The sequence below is a fragment of the Cohnella faecalis genome (assembly GCF_003570905.1).
GTDB classification, from domain to species: domain Bacteria; phylum Bacillota; class Bacilli; order Paenibacillales; family Paenibacillaceae; genus Cohnella; species Cohnella faecalis.
In genome coordinates this window covers 736234-753334 of the sequence record NZ_QXJM01000039.1, presented here as the reverse complement: position 1 = coordinate 753334, position 17101 = coordinate 736234, and the positions used below count along the sequence as shown (strand labels likewise).

Genomic DNA, 17101 nt, shown 5'->3' with positions numbered 1-17101 from the left:
CTCGCAAGTTTCTTATATTGTCTGAAACGCGCCGGCTCTATCGTAAAACCGCCCCCGCCGGTTTTCGTGCCGGGGAGGCGGAATCGTTCGGATGCTCGCTTTACACGCTGAAAATAACATCGTTGAGAGTCGACTTGATTTGCTCCAACCGTCCGGATTCGTTCTTGATCGTGCCCAGCTTGAGCGCGTAAGCTTCGAGCGATTTCAAATCCGCTTTGCCGGAGACGATGTCCGCGCCGATGCCTTCGCGGAAGCTGCGGTAACGATTGTCGACGATATCGTCGAGCACGCGGTCCTCGATCAGCTTCGCCGCCGCTTTCAAGCCGCGCGCATAAGTGTCCATACCCGCGATGTGAGCGAAGAAGAGATCCTCGTCTTCGAACGACGAACGGCGAACTTTGGCGTCGAAGTTGACGCCGCCCCGGCCGAGACCGTCGTTTTTGAGTATTTCGAACATCGCGAGCGATGTCGAATACAGGTCGGTCGGGAATTCGTCGGTATCCCAGCCCAGCAGCATGTCGCCTTGGTTCGCATCGATGGAGCCGAGCGCATCGTTCAGACGGGATACGCGCAGCTCGTGCTCGAACGTGTGGCCGGCTAGAGTCGCATGGTTCGCTTCGATGTTCAGCTTGAAGTATCGTTTGAGATCGTACTTTTGCAGGAATTGCAGCGCCGTAGCCGCATCGAAATCGTATTGGTGCTTGGAAGGCTCCTTTGGCTTCGGCTCGATCAGGAATTGGGCGTCGAAGCCGATTTCCTTCGCGTATGCGACGGCCATGTGCAGCAGACGGGCCAGGTTGTCGAGCTCAAGCCCCATATCGGTCGTCAGCAACGACTCGTAGCCTTCGCGGCCGCCCCAGAACACATAGTTCTCGGCGCCGAGCTCTTTGCCGACTTCGAGACCTTTCTTGATCGAAGCAGCGGCGTATGCGAATACGTCCGCATTGTTGGAAGTGCCGGCACCGTGAACGTAGCGAGGATTGCTGAACGCATTGATCGTGTTCCAAAGTAGCTTTTTGCCGGTCGATTTTTGGAAGTCCTTCAATTGCGCGACAATGATGTCGAGGTTTTTGTTCGTTTCGGCAAGCGTAGCGCCTTCCGGCGCGACGTCCGCGTCATGGAAGCAATAGAACGGAACGTTCAGCTTCTGGAGCAGCTCGAAGTTCGCTTCGACGCGGTGCTTCGCTTTATCGAGCGGGGACAGCGAATCCCAGCTGCGGACAGCCGTGCCCGCGCCGAACGGATCGACGCCGGAAGCGGTGAATGTATGCCAGTAAGCGACGGCGAAGCGAAGATGCTCCTCCATCGTTTTGCCCAGAACGACTTCTTGCGGGTTGTAGTGCTTGAATGCAAAAGGGTTTTTGGAGCCGCGACCCTCGAATTGAATGTTCGGTACGTTGTTGAAATAAGCCATTGGCGAGGAATGCCTCCTTGAAAACGATTTATTGTTTTGCTATGACACCAGAATAGCATGCCCTTACTTAGTTTGTCTATTCAATAAACTAAGTATTTGACAACTAATTTGTGGTATGATGGATGCATCCTACTTAAGAACAAGGAGCTGCCGAATGACGACGATTACCGGCGATCAGGCCCTTATCAAACGAATCAACACAGCCGTGGTGCTGGAAGCCATTCTAAGGGCAGCCCCGCTCTCTCGCGCGCAAATTTCGGAATCGACGGGCTTGAACAAAGCGACCGTATCCAGCCTCGTGCAGGATTTGATCGACAATTCGCTCGTCCGGGAAATCGGCCGCGGGGAGTCCAGCGGCGGACGCAAGCCGGTTATGCTCGAATTCATAGCCAGCTCGGGCTACTCGATCGGAATCGACCTTGGCGTTAACTATATTCGCGGAGTGCTGACCGATCTCCGGGGCAGCGTCATTGCCGAACGAACGGCGTCTCTTCGTCAAGTGGAGCCCGAACCGGTGCTGCTGGCATTGTTCCGCTGCATTGACGATTTGATCGCGGCTGCACCTGACAGCCGGTACGGTATCGTCGGCATCGGAGTCGGCGTTCCGGGACTCGTGGACGAGAGCGGGACGGTTCTGTACGCCCCTAATCTCAAATGGCGGGAAGTCGCCCTGCGCAAAATGGTGGCGGAACGCTACGCCGTTCCCGTAACCATCGATAACGAGGCGAACTGCGGCGCGCTCGGCGAACGCAAATACGGAGCGGGCCGGCGAATCGGAAATTTGGTGTACGTGAGCGTCGGGATCGGGATCGGGACGGGGCTGATTTTGCAAAAGGAGCTCTACAAAGGAGCTTCGGGGTTCTCTGGGGAAATGGGGCATTTGTCGGTAGAAGCGTTCGGCAAGCCTTGCGGCTGCGGCAATCGCGGCTGCTGGGAAATGTACGCTTCTGAGCAGGCGCTGTTGAGCAAAGCATCGGAGCTGGGCTTGAACGACTTGGAAAGCTTGCTCGCCTCCGCCGAGGGCGGACGCGAAGATGTTCGGGCGCTGTTCGGGGAAGTCGGCGAATACTTGGGCGTAGGCATCGCCAATATCGTCAACGTGTTCAACCCCGATGCGGTCATCATCGGCAACCGCATGAACAAGGCGCGGCCATGGATCGAGGACCATATCCGCAGCACCGTCGTTCAGCGGGCGCTCGGCTTCCATCTGCGCAAGGTGCAGCTGCTGTTCGCCGAGCTGGGCGAACGCTCCGCCATGATGGGAGCGGCCGAGATGGCGACCGCCGGCTTCTTCATCCAGTTGAAGTCAGCTTAACCGACTATTCCCTCGCTAATCCGGATTTCTGCGGGGGTTAGTCGCCCCTTCCGCGAATAGAAACCGAGAGTGCATTATTTCAAGCACTCTCCCACCATTCGCCGCCAATAGTAACTGTGAGTGCCTTATTCCGGCGCTGTCACCTCCATTCGCCCGCCATAGTAACTGTGAGTTCCTTATTTCAAGCGCTCGCCCACCATTCGCCGCCAATAGTAACTGTGAGTGCCTTATTTCAAGCGCTCCTCCGCCATCCGACGCGAATAGTAACTGAGAGTGCCTTATTTCAAGCGCTCTCCCACCATCCGACGCGAATAGTAACTGTGAGTGCCTTATTCCGGCGCTGTCCCCTCCATTCGCCCGCCATAGTAACTGTGAGTGCCTTATTCCGGCGCTGTCCCCTCCATCCGACGCCAATAGTAACTGTGAGTGCCTTATTTCAAGCGCTCTCCCACCATCCGACGCCAATAGTAACTGTAAGTGCCTTATTTCAAGCGCTCTCCCACCATCCGACGCCAATAGTAACTGTGAGTGCCTTATCACAAGCGCTCGCTCACCATTCGCCGCCAATAGTAACTGTGAGTGCCTTATTCCGGCGCTGTCCCCTCCATTCGCCCGCCATAGTAACTGTGAGTGCCTTATTTCAAGCGCTCTCCCACCATTCGCCGCGAATAGTAACTGTGAGTGCCTTATTCCGGCGCTGTCCCCTCCATTCGCCCGCCATAGTAACTGTGAGTGCCTTATTTCAAGCGCTCCTCCGTCATCCGACGCCAATAGTAACTGAGAGTGCCTTATTTCAAGCAATCCTCCGCCATCCGACGCCAATAGTAACTGTGAGTGCCTTATTTCAAGCAATCCTCCGTCATCCGACGCCAATAGTAACTGAGAGTGCCTTATTTCAAGCGCTCGCTCACCAGCCGCCGCTAATAGAAACCGAAGGTGCCTTATTTCAAGCGCTTGCCCGCTATCCGGCGTCAATAGAAACCGGGGCCCGACTACCTACTCCCTCGCTGAACTGGAGTTTCTGCCAGAGTTAGTTGCTCTCGACCGCCTATTCCTCCTCTGTTCTTAATTTCCACCGTACCGGGGCAGGCTCCCTCCGGCATCCAACAATTGGAATCCGGGGAGTCTGATCGCTGTCTTCCAAATCAAAAGGTACTTTATGCCGCATAATTTCTATGCTATAAATTAGTAAATACGCAATTAATTAAGTAACGTACAATTTAAGCAATATGACACAGGCAGGTGCGGCATGAAGAAAAATAAGGCGCTCGCGGAGATGGCCGAGCTGTTGAAGCTGCTGGGAGATACGTCTCGACTCGCCATATTGGCGCTGCTTCAAGTTAGAGAGCTTTGCGTCGGGGAGATGGTGCAAATGCTCGAAATTAGCCCGTCCAACGCAAGCCAGCATCTTCGCAAGCTAAGAACAGCCGGGCTTGTACGCGAAGATAAGCGCGGGCAATGGGTTTATTATTCTCTCAATCTGGACGAATTTCCGGATCTGAAGGTGTTCTTGTCCCAGCTTCCCGGACGCCAAGAAATCGAAGAAGCGATGACTCTCTCCCTAACTGAGGGCGGAGGAATCCCGCTGTAAAACCGCAAAGCCGTTGAAGCAAGCTTGAAAGCCTGAATGGCATAAAACTACTTCAACGTCGTTCGTCCCTATTCATGGCCTTGGCTCCGGCCTCGCATAATAGTCGCCGTTGTGTCGCTGCAGTCAGATTTCGCCCACTTCCGCAGCCAAAAACGCTCCCCCACCGCTCTCTAGCTCTCTAATCCGGTTTCGTCCACTTCGAGCGGCACTTTTGAACGGAGTAAGTTGAACCCGCCCTCTCCAAGCGAGCAAAATCGAATTGGAGCAACAGCTCGATACTACGGGAGAGCGTCAGCCCGGCAAAATCGGACTACCCATCCTTTGGGCGAAAGAAGACTACCCGGAACCGATGAACGGTTCCGGGTAGTCTTCTTTACACTATGGCTTATTCCTTATCGGCCGCCTCTATGACCTTTGCCGCCACCGTTGCCCTTGAAGCCTTTGCCGTTAACGATGTTCTCCGCATCGGCGGCTGCTTCCGCCAAGCGCTTATCGGCTTGCTCCTGCGTCAGCTTACCGGCTGCAAGCGCTTCGTTGATGCTTTTTACTATGGCTGCTTTCTGAACGTCGATCAGTTTTTGCGAGTCTACGCCTTTTTCCTTGGCGATGTCAGCCAGAGATTTGCCCGCGGACAGCTCGGTTTTCAATTGAGCTTCCGTGAGACCAAGAATAGTCGCAGCTTCGGCGGAAGTAACAGTGTTCTTCAATCCGAACGCGCCGCCCTTGCCCGCGTTCAGTTTGCCATCCAATTGATTGTCCAAATTATTAGCGAACCGAGTTTTCTCTTCGGCTTGTTTTTTCGTAAAGTCATCGGTTAGAGCTTGCTTCAGACTGTCCCGAGACACGCCTTGCTCTTCGGCGATTTGCGCGAGCGTCTTGCCCTCTTCCGCCTTCGCTTTGAAAGCGGCAGCATCCAGCTTCAACAGATCCAGGACAGTTTGGCTTACCGCTTCCCGTCCGTGGTCTCCTCCTCGCCCGCCTTGCTGAGCGATCGGAGCGTTCGCCTTCTCCGTCTTCGCGGCCGTTCCGCTTGTCGCGGCATATGCGCTGAGCGGAATCATGAGGGCGAGAGCCCCGGTCAATGCCATAATCCTGACGTGCTTTTTCATTTAAATCCTCCATTCCGGTTCGAAGTATGGTTACAAGAACCAGTATGGACAACGATGCTTAACCTAACATTAGGCTCCGCTGAATATCGCCTGAGTGTTATAAGCCCCCGGATTAATCGAGTCGCAGTTCGCGTTACGCCGCTTTTTCCCGTTTTTCGGTGTCCGACGGCAGCAACAGAGCAAGCAGCCCCAATAACGGGAGGAAGCTGCTGTACAGCATGACGCTGCTCAGCCCGAACTTGTCCGCCGCGTTGCCCAGCACGACTGCGCCGATTGCGCCCATTCCGAAGGCCAGTCCCGTCGTCAGGCCGGATACCATCCCTACCTTCGACGGCATTAAAAATTGCGCGTAGACGACGGCAACGGAGAAGCCGGACAAAAGAATGAAGCCGAGCACCGCAATGACCGGATATACCCACATAAGCGGAAGATGCGGCAAAAGCAAAGCAAATGGCGCTCCACCGCTCATCGAAAAAACAATCATATTTTTCATGCCGAACCGATCCGCCATTAAGCCTCCGAAGAATGTCCCGAGCACCCCTGCGGCAAGAAACAGGAACAGCGGAATTTGCGCCTGAGCCGTCGTCAAGCCGTAATCTTCCTTCAAGTAGAACTGGTAATAGGCGCTAATACCCGTATGGTACCACGACCTTGCAAACACCAGGAAAACGAGCATGCCTAGCGCGAACTTGACGCGTGGATGATTAGCTTTTTCGCCCATGCCCACGGCTGTTCTGCCCGCCATGCGCCCCACCCGCTTCTGCTCCCAGACGGCAAGCTGCTTCTTGTACCAAGGCACGACTCCGAGCAAAACCGCGATAGCCAGCCCCGCGAACAGCGTTCCCCATATCGCGCCGAACTGGCCCAAAGGAGCGAAAATGAACAAGGTCATGAGCGGAGCGAGCATGCTGCCTGCGTTGCCTCCGACCTGGTAGACTGATTGAGCAAAGCCCCGACGGCCCCGGCAGCGAAATAAACGACACGCGACCCCTCCGGGTGAAAAATAGCCGAGCCGAGACCGATGAACACGACCGCCAGCATAACGTACCCGAATTGCGGCGCGAATGCGATGCCGATCATACCCAGCATACTAAGCGCCATGCCGATCGGCAGCATGTACGGCTGAGGACGTCTATCGGAATAAGCCCCGACGACGGGCTGCATGACCGAAGACGTCATATTGAGCATAAAGCCGATCCATCCAACTTGAGCGTAAGACAAGCCCAACGAGTCCTCCAAAATAGGATACATGGCAGGAACGACGGCTTGCATGGAATCGTTGAGCAGATGCACGAGACTGATCGCAAGCAATATCGGCAATATCGTAACGGCCGTTGCCTTGCCGCGAGATTCGGCTATTGATGACAATGCTGTTCCCTCCTAGACGACCGTAGACGAAAGACGAACCGACTATTCCCCGGACCGGACGATTTGAGAATACAGTCTATTGTCGGAAGCTCCATCCGTCAAGGGCGAAATAGCGCGGAATTCGGCTTTATTCCGATGGTTTGCGCGTCTGGATAGCCATATAACCGCAGGATCGAAATTGTACGCCCGCCCAGCGCTGCTGAACGAAAGTCCGCCCTTCCATTTTCCGATCGACAGGCTGACCTTATAGTTCCCGTACTTAAGCAGCCGCTCCAAAAAATCGTTCAAACCCTCATGATCATTGTTCCGAGCCTGCAGCCAATAGCACCTCAGTGGGACGACGTACCTTACTTTCGGCGATTGGTGAGCTAGGGCACTCATCGGTGGGACGAGGTACCATACTTTCGGCGATTGGTGAGCTAGTGCGCTCATCAGTGGGACGCAGTACCATACTTTCGGCGATTGGTGAGCTAGGGCGCTCAACAGTGGGACGCAGTACCATACTTTCGGCGATTGGTGAGCTAGTGCGCTCATCAGTGGGACGCAATACCATACTTTCGGCGATTGGTGAGCTGGGGCGCTCATCAGTGGGACGAGGTACCATACTTTCGGCGATTGGTGAGCTAGTGCGCTCATCAGTGGGACGCAGTACCATACTTTCGGCAATTGGTGAGCTAGGGCGCTCATCAGTGGGACGCAGCACCATACTTTCGGCGATTGGTGTGTTCGGACGCTCATCAGTGGGACGAGGTACCATACTTTCGGCGATTGGTGTGTTCGGACGCTCATCGGTGGGACGAGGTACCATACTTTCGGCGATTGGTGTGTTCGGACGCTCATCAGTGGGACGAGGTACCATACTTTCGGCGGGAAGTGTGATCGAAAGTGAACCTCTGTCAAGAAAATAGACACTTAGAATCGAGAAAATTAGGCCGGATTTGAAAACGCCCGTTCGTAACTGTTCGGCGATAAATAGCCAATGGTTGAATGAATTCGTTCACCATTATAGAAACATGTAATGTACTCAAAAATCTGTTTCTTCGCGTCCTCACGCGTCCTGAATTTTGTAAGATAAATGAGTTCTTTCTTGAGGACGCTATGGAACGATTCAATGCAGGCATTGTCGTAGCAGTTGCCTTTTCGGCTCATGCTTCCTTCCATCTTGTACTGCTTCATTTTCTTCTGGTATTCGTGTGAGGCGTATTGGCTTCCCCGATCGGAGTGATGGAGTAATCCGGCTCCTGGCCGACGCTGGGCGTAGGCACGATCTAGCGCCTTAATGACGAGATCTTTGGTCATTCGATCCGACATGTGAAATCCAACAATTTTACGGCTGTACAGGTCCATGACGCTCGCTAAATACAACCAGCCTTCATTGGTCGGGCAGTAAGTAATATCAGTAACCCACGCCTGATTGGGAGCCTCAGGTATGAACTTCCTGTTCAGCGTATTATCATGTACGGGCAGGTTGTGTTTGGAATTCGTGGTAGCTTTATATTTCTTGACGGTACGGGATTTTAACCCCATTACCTGCATCAAGCGAGCAACGCGTTTCTCGGATACAACGACTCCCCGAGTACGAAGGGCAGCTGTTACTTTCGGGCTGCCATACAGGCGTCTGGAGCCAAGAAATATACGCCTAATCTTCTGCTCCAAATCTTCTCTGCGTTTGCGGCGCTCAAGCCGCTTGTCGTAGCTTTTTTGCCATGCGTAGTAACCGCTTCGGGAAACCTTAAATACAGAGCACATCTTTGCGACACGGAGCTTAAAGCGGTATTTGTAGATAAACGGAAAAATCAGCGCCGGTCTTTTGCAAAGTAGTGCATTGCCTTTTTTAAGATTTCATTTTCCTCCTGCAAGTCACGAAGTTGTTTCTGCAAATCGCGTAGCGCCTTATCCTCAGGCTTTAGATTACCGCTTCCTGGGAAAGCCTGCATACCATCCTGTTTGAGCTCGGCAATCCAACGATATAGTGAGTTTTCATGGACGCCTACCTCACGTGCTACCTGCGCAATCGGCTTGCCTTCTTGAATCATCTGAACCGTCTGCATCTTAAACTCTCTGTCGTATTTCTTCGTCATGTCGGACACCTCGAATGAAAGTAATTATATTCTCCCATTCTCGATTCTTCGTGTCCACTTTCTAGTCTAACAGCAAGGGCACTCATCAGTGGGACGAGGTACCATACTTTCGGCGACTGGTGAGCTAGGGCACTCATCAGTGGGACGCAGTACCATACTTTCGGCGATTGGTGTGTTCGGACGCTCATCAGTGGGACGAGGTACCACACTTTCGGCGATTGGTGAGCTGGGGCGCTCATCAGTGGGACGACGTACCATACTTTCGGCGAGAAGTGCGGTCGAGAGCGCAACAGTGGGACGACGTACCATACTTTCGGCGGTTGGTGAGCTAGGGCGCTCATCAGTGGGACGAGGTACCATACTTTCGGCGATTGGTGTGTTCGGACGCTCATCAGTGGGACGAGGTACCTTACTTTCGGCGATTGGTGAGCTAGGGCACTCATCAGTGGGACGCAGTACCATACTTTCGGCGATTGGTGTGTTCGGACGCTCATCAGTGGGACGGGGCACCATACTTTCGGCGATTGGTGAGCTAGGTCGCTCAAGCGCCTCGCCCCTCACAATGAAACAGGGTTGAGCGGAATCCCCTCCGCTCAACCCTGTTTTCCAGCTACCCCTTAGAGGACAGTCCTTCCACCTTACTTTCATCTTCGAACCGAAAGCTTCTCGCAATATAAATAACGGGGGTGCACGCAACGGAAATGACGAACTTGATCAAGTAGGTCGTCAGCGCGATTTGCCACCAGACATCCCATGGATAGCCTTCGGCTCCCGCAAACGCGATGGTGCAAAATACAAGCGTGTCCACCAGCTGGCTTAATCCGATGCTGCCGTTCAACCGGAGCCACAGCTTGTTGCGCTCCGGGTACTTGCGCTTCAGACGGCTGAACACTTGAACGTCAAGCGTTTGGCTGACGGCGTAAGCGGCCAGGCTACCCAGCGCAATCCGAGGCATCAGCCCGAATATCGTCTCTAACGAGCCTTGGGCGAAATCGGATTCGGCCGGCGTGAACTTCAACGCCATTTGCATGATGACGGTCGACATAATGAGAATGAAAAAGCCGAACCATACCGCTTTCTTCGCTTCCTTCTGCCCGTACTTTTCGTTAATAAGGTCGGTCGTAAGATAGATCGTGCCGTAAATCGTGTTGCCGAGAGTCATGACCAGCCCGAACATCTCGATCGTCTTCACGACCTGAATGTTGGCCAGCACGACTGCCGCGCCGATCCAAGCATACAGCCCGTTTTTGCCGAACAGACGGTAACAGGCGAGAAACAACGCAAAATTGACGAGGACGAACAACGCTCCCCATCCAAAATTGTACATGCCGAAAACCTCCTTAGTTTTGTTAACGCGGGAGTTCGCGAACCGCGGCCCTCTGGGGCGTTTCAAACGTTCATCATTATAGCACAAACGACCATTTTTCGGAGCTTAAATCACTTTGATCCGCCGAAAATACTCCACCTGCTGCATCACTTCCTTCACGAACGCCTCGCTCGCCGCAGTCAGCCGCTTTTTATCGTGTACCCAATAAAGCTGAACGACGGGATCCTCCTTGATCGGAATCGGCACAATTTGACCGGTCGTCACGTAAGGGTCGTTCTTCAAAGCCACGTCCATATAGAAGCAAATAGCCATCCCTTCGGCCGCGACGCATTTTACCGCCTCTGTTCCTTTGGAGTGAAACAGCTCGCGCGGCTTGCCGTAACGGTTCAGCAATTCGCTCATATGCTCGGACACGCCGATGATCGGATGCTGAAGAATTTCCGTGAAGGACAGGCTCTTCTTGTCGGCCAGAGGCGACTTGGCCCCGACGCAAGCCATCACCTTGCAAGACAAAAAATGCTCCGCCACCAAATGCTTGTGGCTGTACCCTCCGCTGTTCGTCACGCCCATAAGTCCCAAATCAAGCTTACCGCTCAACAACCGCTCTTCAATGCCACCCGAATGCTCTTCCACGACTTCCATTTCCACGTAAGGATACTTAGCCGCAAAATTGGATAGAGCGCGGGGCAAAATACTGGTGCATACGCCGGAGATAGCCCCGATCGACAGCCGATCTTCCAGCAATGTGGAGTGAACCTTGGCCGTTTCCTTCAAGTCTTCGAGCTTCGACAGAATGTCCTGAGCCTTAGCGATAATCGTCTTGCCCGCCTCCGTCGGAAACGTGCCCGCCCTCGTTCGGTTGAACAGGCTGACGCCAATCTCCCGCTCCAGCGTGACGATGGCATGGCTAATATTCGGCTGGGAAACGTGCATCTTCTCTGCGGCGATGGATATGGAGCCCGTCTCGGCTACGACTAGCAAATATTGCAATTGCTCGATTCTCACTATGCCGCCCCCATAAATATCATTTATACAAAAATCAATATTTCATATTTTACATCATAATCATTTATGTGCGTTAATAAGACTATGATTTTATTCCGACCATTCCAATGAGATTAAGGTGATTCGATGACAGATGCAGGAGAATTGGTCGTCCGTTCCCTAAACAAATCGTTCGTTCGCGACGGAGACGAGCTGCGGGTCCTATCCGGTATCGAATTCAAAGTAAAGCCCGGAGAGTTCGTCAGCTTGATCGGCCCAAGCGGGTGCGGAAAAAGCACTTTGCTCAAAATCGTCGCCGGTCTCGATCTCGACCATCAAGGCACCGTTCATTTGAGCGGAAAACCGGTGGATCGCCCGAGCCGGGACAAAGGCTTTATTTTTCAGGAGCATCGCTTGTTTCCTTGGTTGAATGTAGAGAACAACATTGCCGCCGACCTGCGGCTTAAAGATCCCGAAGTACGCAAAAGAGTAGATGAAATGATCGCGCTAGTCAAGCTGACCGGGTTCGAAAAGGCTTATCCGCGAGAGCTGTCGGGAGGCATGTCCCAACGGGTTGCGATAGCAAGAGCGCTGGTGCGCGATCCCGGGGTGCTGCTGCTGGACGAGCCGTTCGGAGCTTTGGATGCGTTCACCCGCCATCACATGCAGGAAGCGCTGCTCGACATCTGGCAGAAGAACGGCACGACGATGCTGCTCGTCACCCACGATATCGACGAAGCGGTCTATTTGTCCGACAGGATCATCGTCATGGACGCCCGGCCGGGCAGCGTGAAGGAAATCGTCCCGATCGACCTGCCTCATCCGCGCAACCGGGTGGGCCCCGCCTTCCAGGAGCTTCGCGCAAAAGTGCTCTCCGTGCTGGAGCGCTCGTTGCCGGTCAAGGACGATTGGGCGATCTGACGCGGCGGCAAGCAACAGCGCAGTTCAGGAAAGGGGTACTTCATTGACGACATCGACATCGAGAAAACGCAGCAAAACGAATAAGGCGGCCCGTTCCGCAGTACGGCGATTTTGGATAGGAGCGATCGTGCCGGCCGCGGTATTGGCCTTCTGGCAGCTCGCATCCGCCAACGAATGGATTTCGCCGCAATTGTTCCCTGGGCCGCTGTCCATTTTCCGAGACTTCTACGATTTGCTGGTTTCGGGGGAGCTGGCCAATCACTTGAAAATAAGCGTGTACCGGGCGGCGCTGGGATTCCTGATAGGAGGCTCGTCCGCACTCGTCATCGGCATGATCGTCGGCCTGTTCAGCCGAGCGGAGCAAATGCTCGATCCGACGATCCAGATGCTTCGAACGGTGCCTTTGCTGGCCATTACCCCCCTCTTCATTCTGTGGTTCGGCTTCGGCGAATTGTCCAAAGTGCTGCTCATTTCGGTCGGCGCCTTCTTCCCGCTCTACGTCAACACGTTCCTTGGCGTTCGCAACGTGGACGCGAAGCTGTTCGACGTCGCGAGAGTGCTGGAATTCAGCCGCTTCAAGCAGATTACGAAGCTCGTACTGCCCGCGGCGCTGCCTAACGTGCTGCTCGGATTGCGGCTGTCGCTCAGCATGGCGTGGCTGTGCCTCGTCGTGGCGGAGCTCATGGGCGCGGACCGGGGCATCGGCTTCCTGATTCAGGATGCCCGCTCCTTCATGCGCACCGGCGTCGTATTCGTCGGCATCTTCATCTTCGCCGCGGTCGGCAAGCTGACCGATTCGCTCGTCCGGCTGATGGAGAGAAGATTGCTGAAGTGGCAAGACAGCTACAAAGGCTAACAGCCATTACCGTTCCCAAGAGAACGAGAGAAAAGAGGACAACCCCATGACTCATACTCCCGCCAACACCCAACCATACCCATTCGCAAAAAGAGTGCCGGCTATTCCGCCCATCGGAGCCGCACAAGCCTCCAGCCGGTCGGATACGATTCCGCTGTCGTTCGGCGCTCCTCATTCCGATACGTTTCCTTACGATGCTCTGAACGACGCGGCGTCCGAAGCGATTCTCTCGCAAGGGCGGGACGCCCTTCAATACGCCGGAGCAAGCGGTCCTTCCTTCTTGTTGGACTGGATTGCGGCTCGTTCTGCACGCCGCGCTATCAACGTCGAGCCGAGCCAGGTTCTTCTGACTTACGGCTCCCAGCAAGCGATCGATTTCGCCGCCAGAACGCTCCTCGATCCGGGAGATCACGCTTGGGTCGAAGCGCCGACGTACTTCGGAGCGGTGAGCACGTTTCGTACCGCCGAGGCGGTGCTGACCTCGTTCCCGATCGACGCGGACGGCTTGCAGACGGACGAAGTGGAGGCGGCGTTGAGAGCGGCCGTTAAAACGGGAAAGCCGATTCCCAAGCTTTTGTACGTGATGCCGAACTTCCACAATCCCGGCGGAGTCAGCCTCTCGCTGGAGCGCCGCAAGAAGCTGGCCGAGCTTGCTGTGGAATTCAACTTCTTCATTCTTGAGGACGATGCTTACACGGAATTGGCTTTTGAGGAGCAGGCGCTTCCGTCCATTTATTCCTTCGCGCCGGAGAGGGTCGTCTACTTGAGCACGTTCTCCAAAACGATCGCGCCGGGCATCCGGCTCGGCTGGGCGATCGGCTCGCGGGACGTCATCTCCCGGATGAATACCTTCTTCCAAGGCAGCAAGGCGAGCGTATTCTCGCAGGAGATCGTCGCCCAATTGCTGAAGAAGCTGCCGTTCGAGGAGCATATCGCCAAGCTGAACGGCTTGTACCGCGCCAATCGCGATGCGATGGTCTCCGCACTGAAGCAATATTTCGGCGACGATGTGCGGTTTGAAGTGCCGGGAGGCGGATTTTTCGTCTGGCTTGAATTCCGAGAGGACGTGGACACCAGCCAATTCGTCCAAGACGCCTACGAGCGAGGAGTCAGCTTCATTCACGGGAAGCAATTTTTCGTGAAGCCGGAAGGCGCCCGCTTCGCCCGACTTTCTTTCAGCTACTGCGACGAGGAACGGATACACAACGGCGTGAAGCTGTTGGCTGACGCTTACTACGCATACGTCGACAACAAATAAATCCTTCTTTGAACCTGCGGAACCAACACAAACGATTGGATGTGGACACCTATGAGCAGACCTAACGAACAAATGAGCCTGGGAGCGTTCCTGTTCAGCTTCGGCCATCATTTTGCCGCATGGCGATATGAGGGAACGAAGACGGACGGCGTCATCGATATGAATTTTTACAAAGAAATCGCAAAAACCGCCGAACGAGGCAAAATGGACATGCTGTTTCTGGCGGACGGCCTCTCCCTTCCGGACAAGGCAGACGTCGCTTCGAACGTCAGCGCCGTCTATCCGGAAGCGACGACGGTCATTACGGCCCTCGCCGGCGTCACCGAGCGGATCGGCCTTGCGGCCACCTTGTCGACTACGTTCAACGAGCCTTTCAACGTAGCCCGCCGTTTCGCGACATTGGATCACTTATCCGGAGGACGGGCGGCATGGAACGTGGTCACCTCGACCAAAAATTCGGACGCCCGCAATTTCAGCGGACGCGACCTGCCCGAGCACGGCGTCCGGTACGAGCGGGCGGAAGAGTTTCTGGACATCGTAACCGGCCTCTGGGACAGCTGGGAAGACGAAGCTCTCTTGTTCGACAAAGCAAGCGGCGCGTTCGCCGATCCGTCCCGGATTCATCAAATCAGCCATGAAGGGACCGCGTTCTCGGTCAAAGGTCCGTTGAATATTCCCCGCCCCCCGCAAGGCAAGCCGGTTATCGTTGAAGCCGGCACCTCGCCTTCCGGGCAGCGGCTGGCCGCAAAAACCGCCGATGTGGTGTTCACGGCCTGCGAGGATAAGGAAGAAGCTCGTCGGTTCTACGCCGGACTAAAGGCGCAGCTGCCGGAGTTCGAACGAGAGCCTCACGAGCTGAAGGTGATGCCGGGCGTTCTAACGTTCATCGGAGACACGGAAAGCGAAGCGATCGAGAAGGAAGCCGAATTGAGCGAATTGATTTCGCCCGATGCGGTCGTTGCGAATTTGTCCCGGATGGTGAACGTCGATTTGAGCGGTTATCCGATCGACGGACCGTTCCCCGATATTCCTCTGAAGGGAAATTCAAGCCGCGCCTTCATGGTTGCCGACCTGGCCCGTCAACGAAATCTTACTCTTCGGCAGCTCGGCTTTCATTTCTCCGTTGCCCGGGGCCATCTGGTTTTGCGAGGCACCCCCGAACAAATCGCCGACCAAATGGAAGATTGGTTCGTATCGAAAGCGTGCGACGGCTTTAACGTGATGCCGCCCTATTTGCCCGGCGGGCTCGGCGAATTCGTGGACAAGGTCGTGCCTTTGCTGCAACGCAGGGGCGTGTTCCGGACGGAGTATGCCGGACGCACGCTGCGCGACCATCTCGGCTTGAATAGACCCGCGAACCGGTTCCGCCGGTTGCCGGCCCCTTACTGACTGGACAGCCAGACCCTATAGATGCAAGCAAACAACAAGAGGAGGAACTACCCGTGAAACCAAAACAAAGCTACTATCCAAAAGCGCGAATCGGCATTGCCGCACTCGTTCTAGTATTGACATTGACGCTGCTCGCCGCATGCGGCAAATCCGACAACTCGGCCGGCAACGGCTCGACGAGTCCTTCCGCTTCCCCGTCTGAATCGAGCTCCGGCGGCGCAAGCCCTTCCGCCGAGCCGTCGAAGAGCGCCGAAGGCGTCACGGTTAATCTGGAAGCAAGCCAGATCGGCCCGATTCTGATCGCCAAGGAAAAAGGCTGGTTCGAGGAAGAATTCGCCAAGTACGGAGCAAAAGTTAACTATCAAGCGCTGCAAAGCTCCTCGCAATTTCTCGAAGGAATCGTCTCGGGCAGACTCGACTTCGCCCGGATCGGCTACATCGGCACGATTACCGGCCAAGCGGCGAACATTCCGTTCGTTACCCTCAGCGAGGGCAGCGACGGCGCAGGCGACGGTATTATCGTGCAGAAGGACAGCAAAGTCAAATCGATCAAGGATTTGAAAGGCAAGAAAGTCGCCGTGTCCAAAGGCAGCAGCTCCTGGGGACTGCTTCTCCGGGCTCTTGAGAAAGAAGGGCTTAAAGTCTCCGACATTCAATTAATCAACCTGCAGCCGGACGAAGCGCAAGGCGCTTTTCAATCGGGCCAAGTCGACGCATGGGGCATCTGGGAGCCCTTCCGCAGCAATCAGGTCAACAACCAAGGCGCAACGGTTATCGCCAACTCGCAATTGATCGGAGCGTATACGCCGGGTTATAATATCGCCCGAAAAGCGTTCGCTGATGAGCATCCCGAGCTGGTCGTCGCGTATCTGAAAGCATACGAAAGAGCTCTCCAATGGGAAAATCAGAACTTCGACGAAGCGGTCAAGCTGCTCGCGGGCATTAAGAAGCTCGATGAGGCGACGGTCAACATTTCTTTGAAAAACAATGTGCCTCTGAACAGCCCGGTATCCGACGAAGCGAACAAAAGCCAGCAAAAAACGGCCGACATTCTGCTGAGCCTCGGGGAAATCAAAGAGCAGCTGGACGTGACCAAGGTTGTCGACAACTCGTTCATCACGAAAGCGCTGGAAGAGTACAAAACAGAGAACCCTTAAACAGCCGGGAGTTTCAATAACAAGCCAAAGCACCTTCAGCGAAGACGCCGAAGGTGCTTTGCTGTCATTTGGATGCTTCTGGAGCTCTTGCCCGATTTGCGTCGAATGCGCCGTCCGAGAGCTCTGGAGCCCGATTTCATTGGAGCGCTGGGAGCCTCAGTCTTATTCTCCGCAGTCCGAAAAGTCGGACTATACAACTGCCAACGGTCAAGCGGTGTTGGCGGACGTGCGAACGGAGGAATTAACCAGCTGGGGTTGGGCTACTGAGTTGGCGGACGTGCGAACGGAGGAAATAACCGGCGGTGGTTGGGCTACTTAGTCGGCGGACGTG

14 protein-coding genes, 1 pseudogene and 1 riboswitch are annotated in these 17101 nt (G+C 54.8%); of the genes and pseudogenes, 8 read left to right on the top strand and 7 right to left on the bottom strand.

The window, feature by feature from the left end:
• Positions 1-100: 100 nt before the first annotated feature.
• Positions 101-1414: a xylose isomerase gene (gene xylA, locus D3H35_RS16365; RefSeq protein ID WP_119150332.1), complete on the bottom strand. Its 1314-nt coding sequence runs from the start codon at positions 1412-1414 to the stop codon at positions 101-103.
• A 154-nt stretch (positions 1415-1568) separates the two neighbouring features.
• On the opposite strand from xylA, the gene D3H35_RS16360 reads away from it, so the two are divergent.
• Both D3H35_RS16360 and D3H35_RS16350 read left to right on the top strand, forming a co-directional pair.
• On the top strand, positions 1569-2729 hold the full coding sequence (locus D3H35_RS16360) for an ROK family transcriptional regulator (protein WP_119150331.1): 1161 nt from the start codon (positions 1569-1571) through the stop codon (positions 2727-2729).
• Positions 2730-3978: 1249 nt separating this feature from the next.
• The gene (locus tag D3H35_RS16350; protein WP_119150329.1) at positions 3979-4320 is read left to right on the top strand and encodes an ArsR/SmtB family transcription factor; all 342 of its coding nucleotides are present in this window, start codon (positions 3979-3981) and stop codon (positions 4318-4320) included.
• Positions 4321-4712: 392 nt separating this feature from the next.
• Here the strand turns inward: D3H35_RS16350 and D3H35_RS16345 are convergent, their stop codons facing one another.
• From D3H35_RS16345 to D3H35_RS16320, 6 genes and pseudogenes are all read right to left on the bottom strand, one after another.
• A complete protein-coding gene (locus D3H35_RS16345) occupies positions 4713-5429 on the bottom strand; it encodes a hypothetical protein (RefSeq protein ID WP_119150328.1) in 717 nt (238 codons plus the stop codon).
• 133 nt (positions 5430-5562) lie between these two features.
• Positions 5563-6797: pseudogene (locus tag D3H35_RS16340) on the bottom strand (MFS transporter).
• A gap of 42 nt (positions 6798-6839) precedes the next feature.
• Positions 6840-7085: a hypothetical protein gene (locus D3H35_RS16335; RefSeq protein ID WP_119150327.1), complete on the bottom strand. Its 246-nt coding sequence runs from the start codon at positions 7083-7085 to the stop codon at positions 6840-6842.
• Positions 7086-7724: 639 nt separating this feature from the next.
• Positions 7725-8878, bottom strand: a protein-coding gene (locus D3H35_RS16330; protein WP_267901361.1) for an IS3 family transposase whose coding sequence is annotated in 2 segments (ribosomal slippage) — positions 7725-8626 and positions 8626-8878 — 1155 coding nt in all. Because the reading frame shifts where the segments join, the coding sequence is not laid out codon by codon here.
• 610 nt (positions 8879-9488) lie between these two features.
• Positions 9489-10205, bottom strand: a complete 717-nt coding sequence (locus D3H35_RS16325; RefSeq protein ID WP_119150326.1) for a queuosine precursor transporter — start codon at positions 10203-10205, stop codon at positions 9489-9491.
• Between the two features lie 7 nt (positions 10206-10212).
• Positions 10213-10257: riboswitch (PreQ1 riboswitch) on the bottom strand.
• Positions 10258-10310: 53 nt separating this feature from the next.
• Positions 10311-11210 carry a LysR family transcriptional regulator gene (locus D3H35_RS16320; protein ID WP_119150325.1) on the bottom strand — a complete coding sequence of 300 codons (900 nt, stop codon included), beginning with the start codon at positions 11208-11210 and terminating at the stop codon, positions 10311-10313.
• A 126-nt stretch (positions 11211-11336) separates the two neighbouring features.
• Between D3H35_RS16320 and D3H35_RS16315 the strand changes: the two genes are divergently transcribed.
• The 6 genes from D3H35_RS16315 to D3H35_RS16290 all read left to right on the top strand — a co-directional run bounded on the left by D3H35_RS16315 (position 11337) and on the right by D3H35_RS16290 (position 17089).
• On the top strand, positions 11337-12110 hold the full coding sequence (locus D3H35_RS16315; protein WP_119150324.1) for an ABC transporter ATP-binding protein: 774 nt from the start codon (positions 11337-11339) through the stop codon (positions 12108-12110).
• A 43-nt stretch (positions 12111-12153) separates the two neighbouring features.
• The gene (locus tag D3H35_RS16310) at positions 12154-12966 is read left to right on the top strand and encodes an ABC transporter permease (RefSeq protein WP_119150323.1); all 813 of its coding nucleotides are present in this window, start codon (positions 12154-12156) and stop codon (positions 12964-12966) included.
• Between the two features lie 46 nt (positions 12967-13012).
• Complete coding sequence (locus tag D3H35_RS16305; RefSeq protein ID WP_119150322.1) at positions 13013-14224, top strand: aminotransferase-like domain-containing protein; 1212 nt, start codon at positions 13013-13015, stop codon at positions 14222-14224.
• 51 nt (positions 14225-14275) lie between these two features.
• A complete protein-coding gene (locus tag D3H35_RS16300) occupies positions 14276-15613 on the top strand; it encodes an LLM class flavin-dependent oxidoreductase (protein ID WP_119150321.1) in 1338 nt (445 codons plus the stop codon).
• A 53-nt stretch (positions 15614-15666) separates the two neighbouring features.
• A complete protein-coding gene (locus D3H35_RS16295; RefSeq protein WP_158594140.1) occupies positions 15667-16770 on the top strand; it encodes an aliphatic sulfonate ABC transporter substrate-binding protein in 1104 nt (367 codons plus the stop codon).
• 139 nt (positions 16771-16909) lie between these two features.
• Positions 16910-17089 (top strand): hypothetical protein, encoded by a 180-nt coding sequence (locus D3H35_RS16290; protein WP_147355864.1) that lies wholly within the window; start codon positions 16910-16912, stop codon positions 17087-17089.
• The last annotated feature ends 12 nt before the right edge of the window (positions 17090-17101 follow it).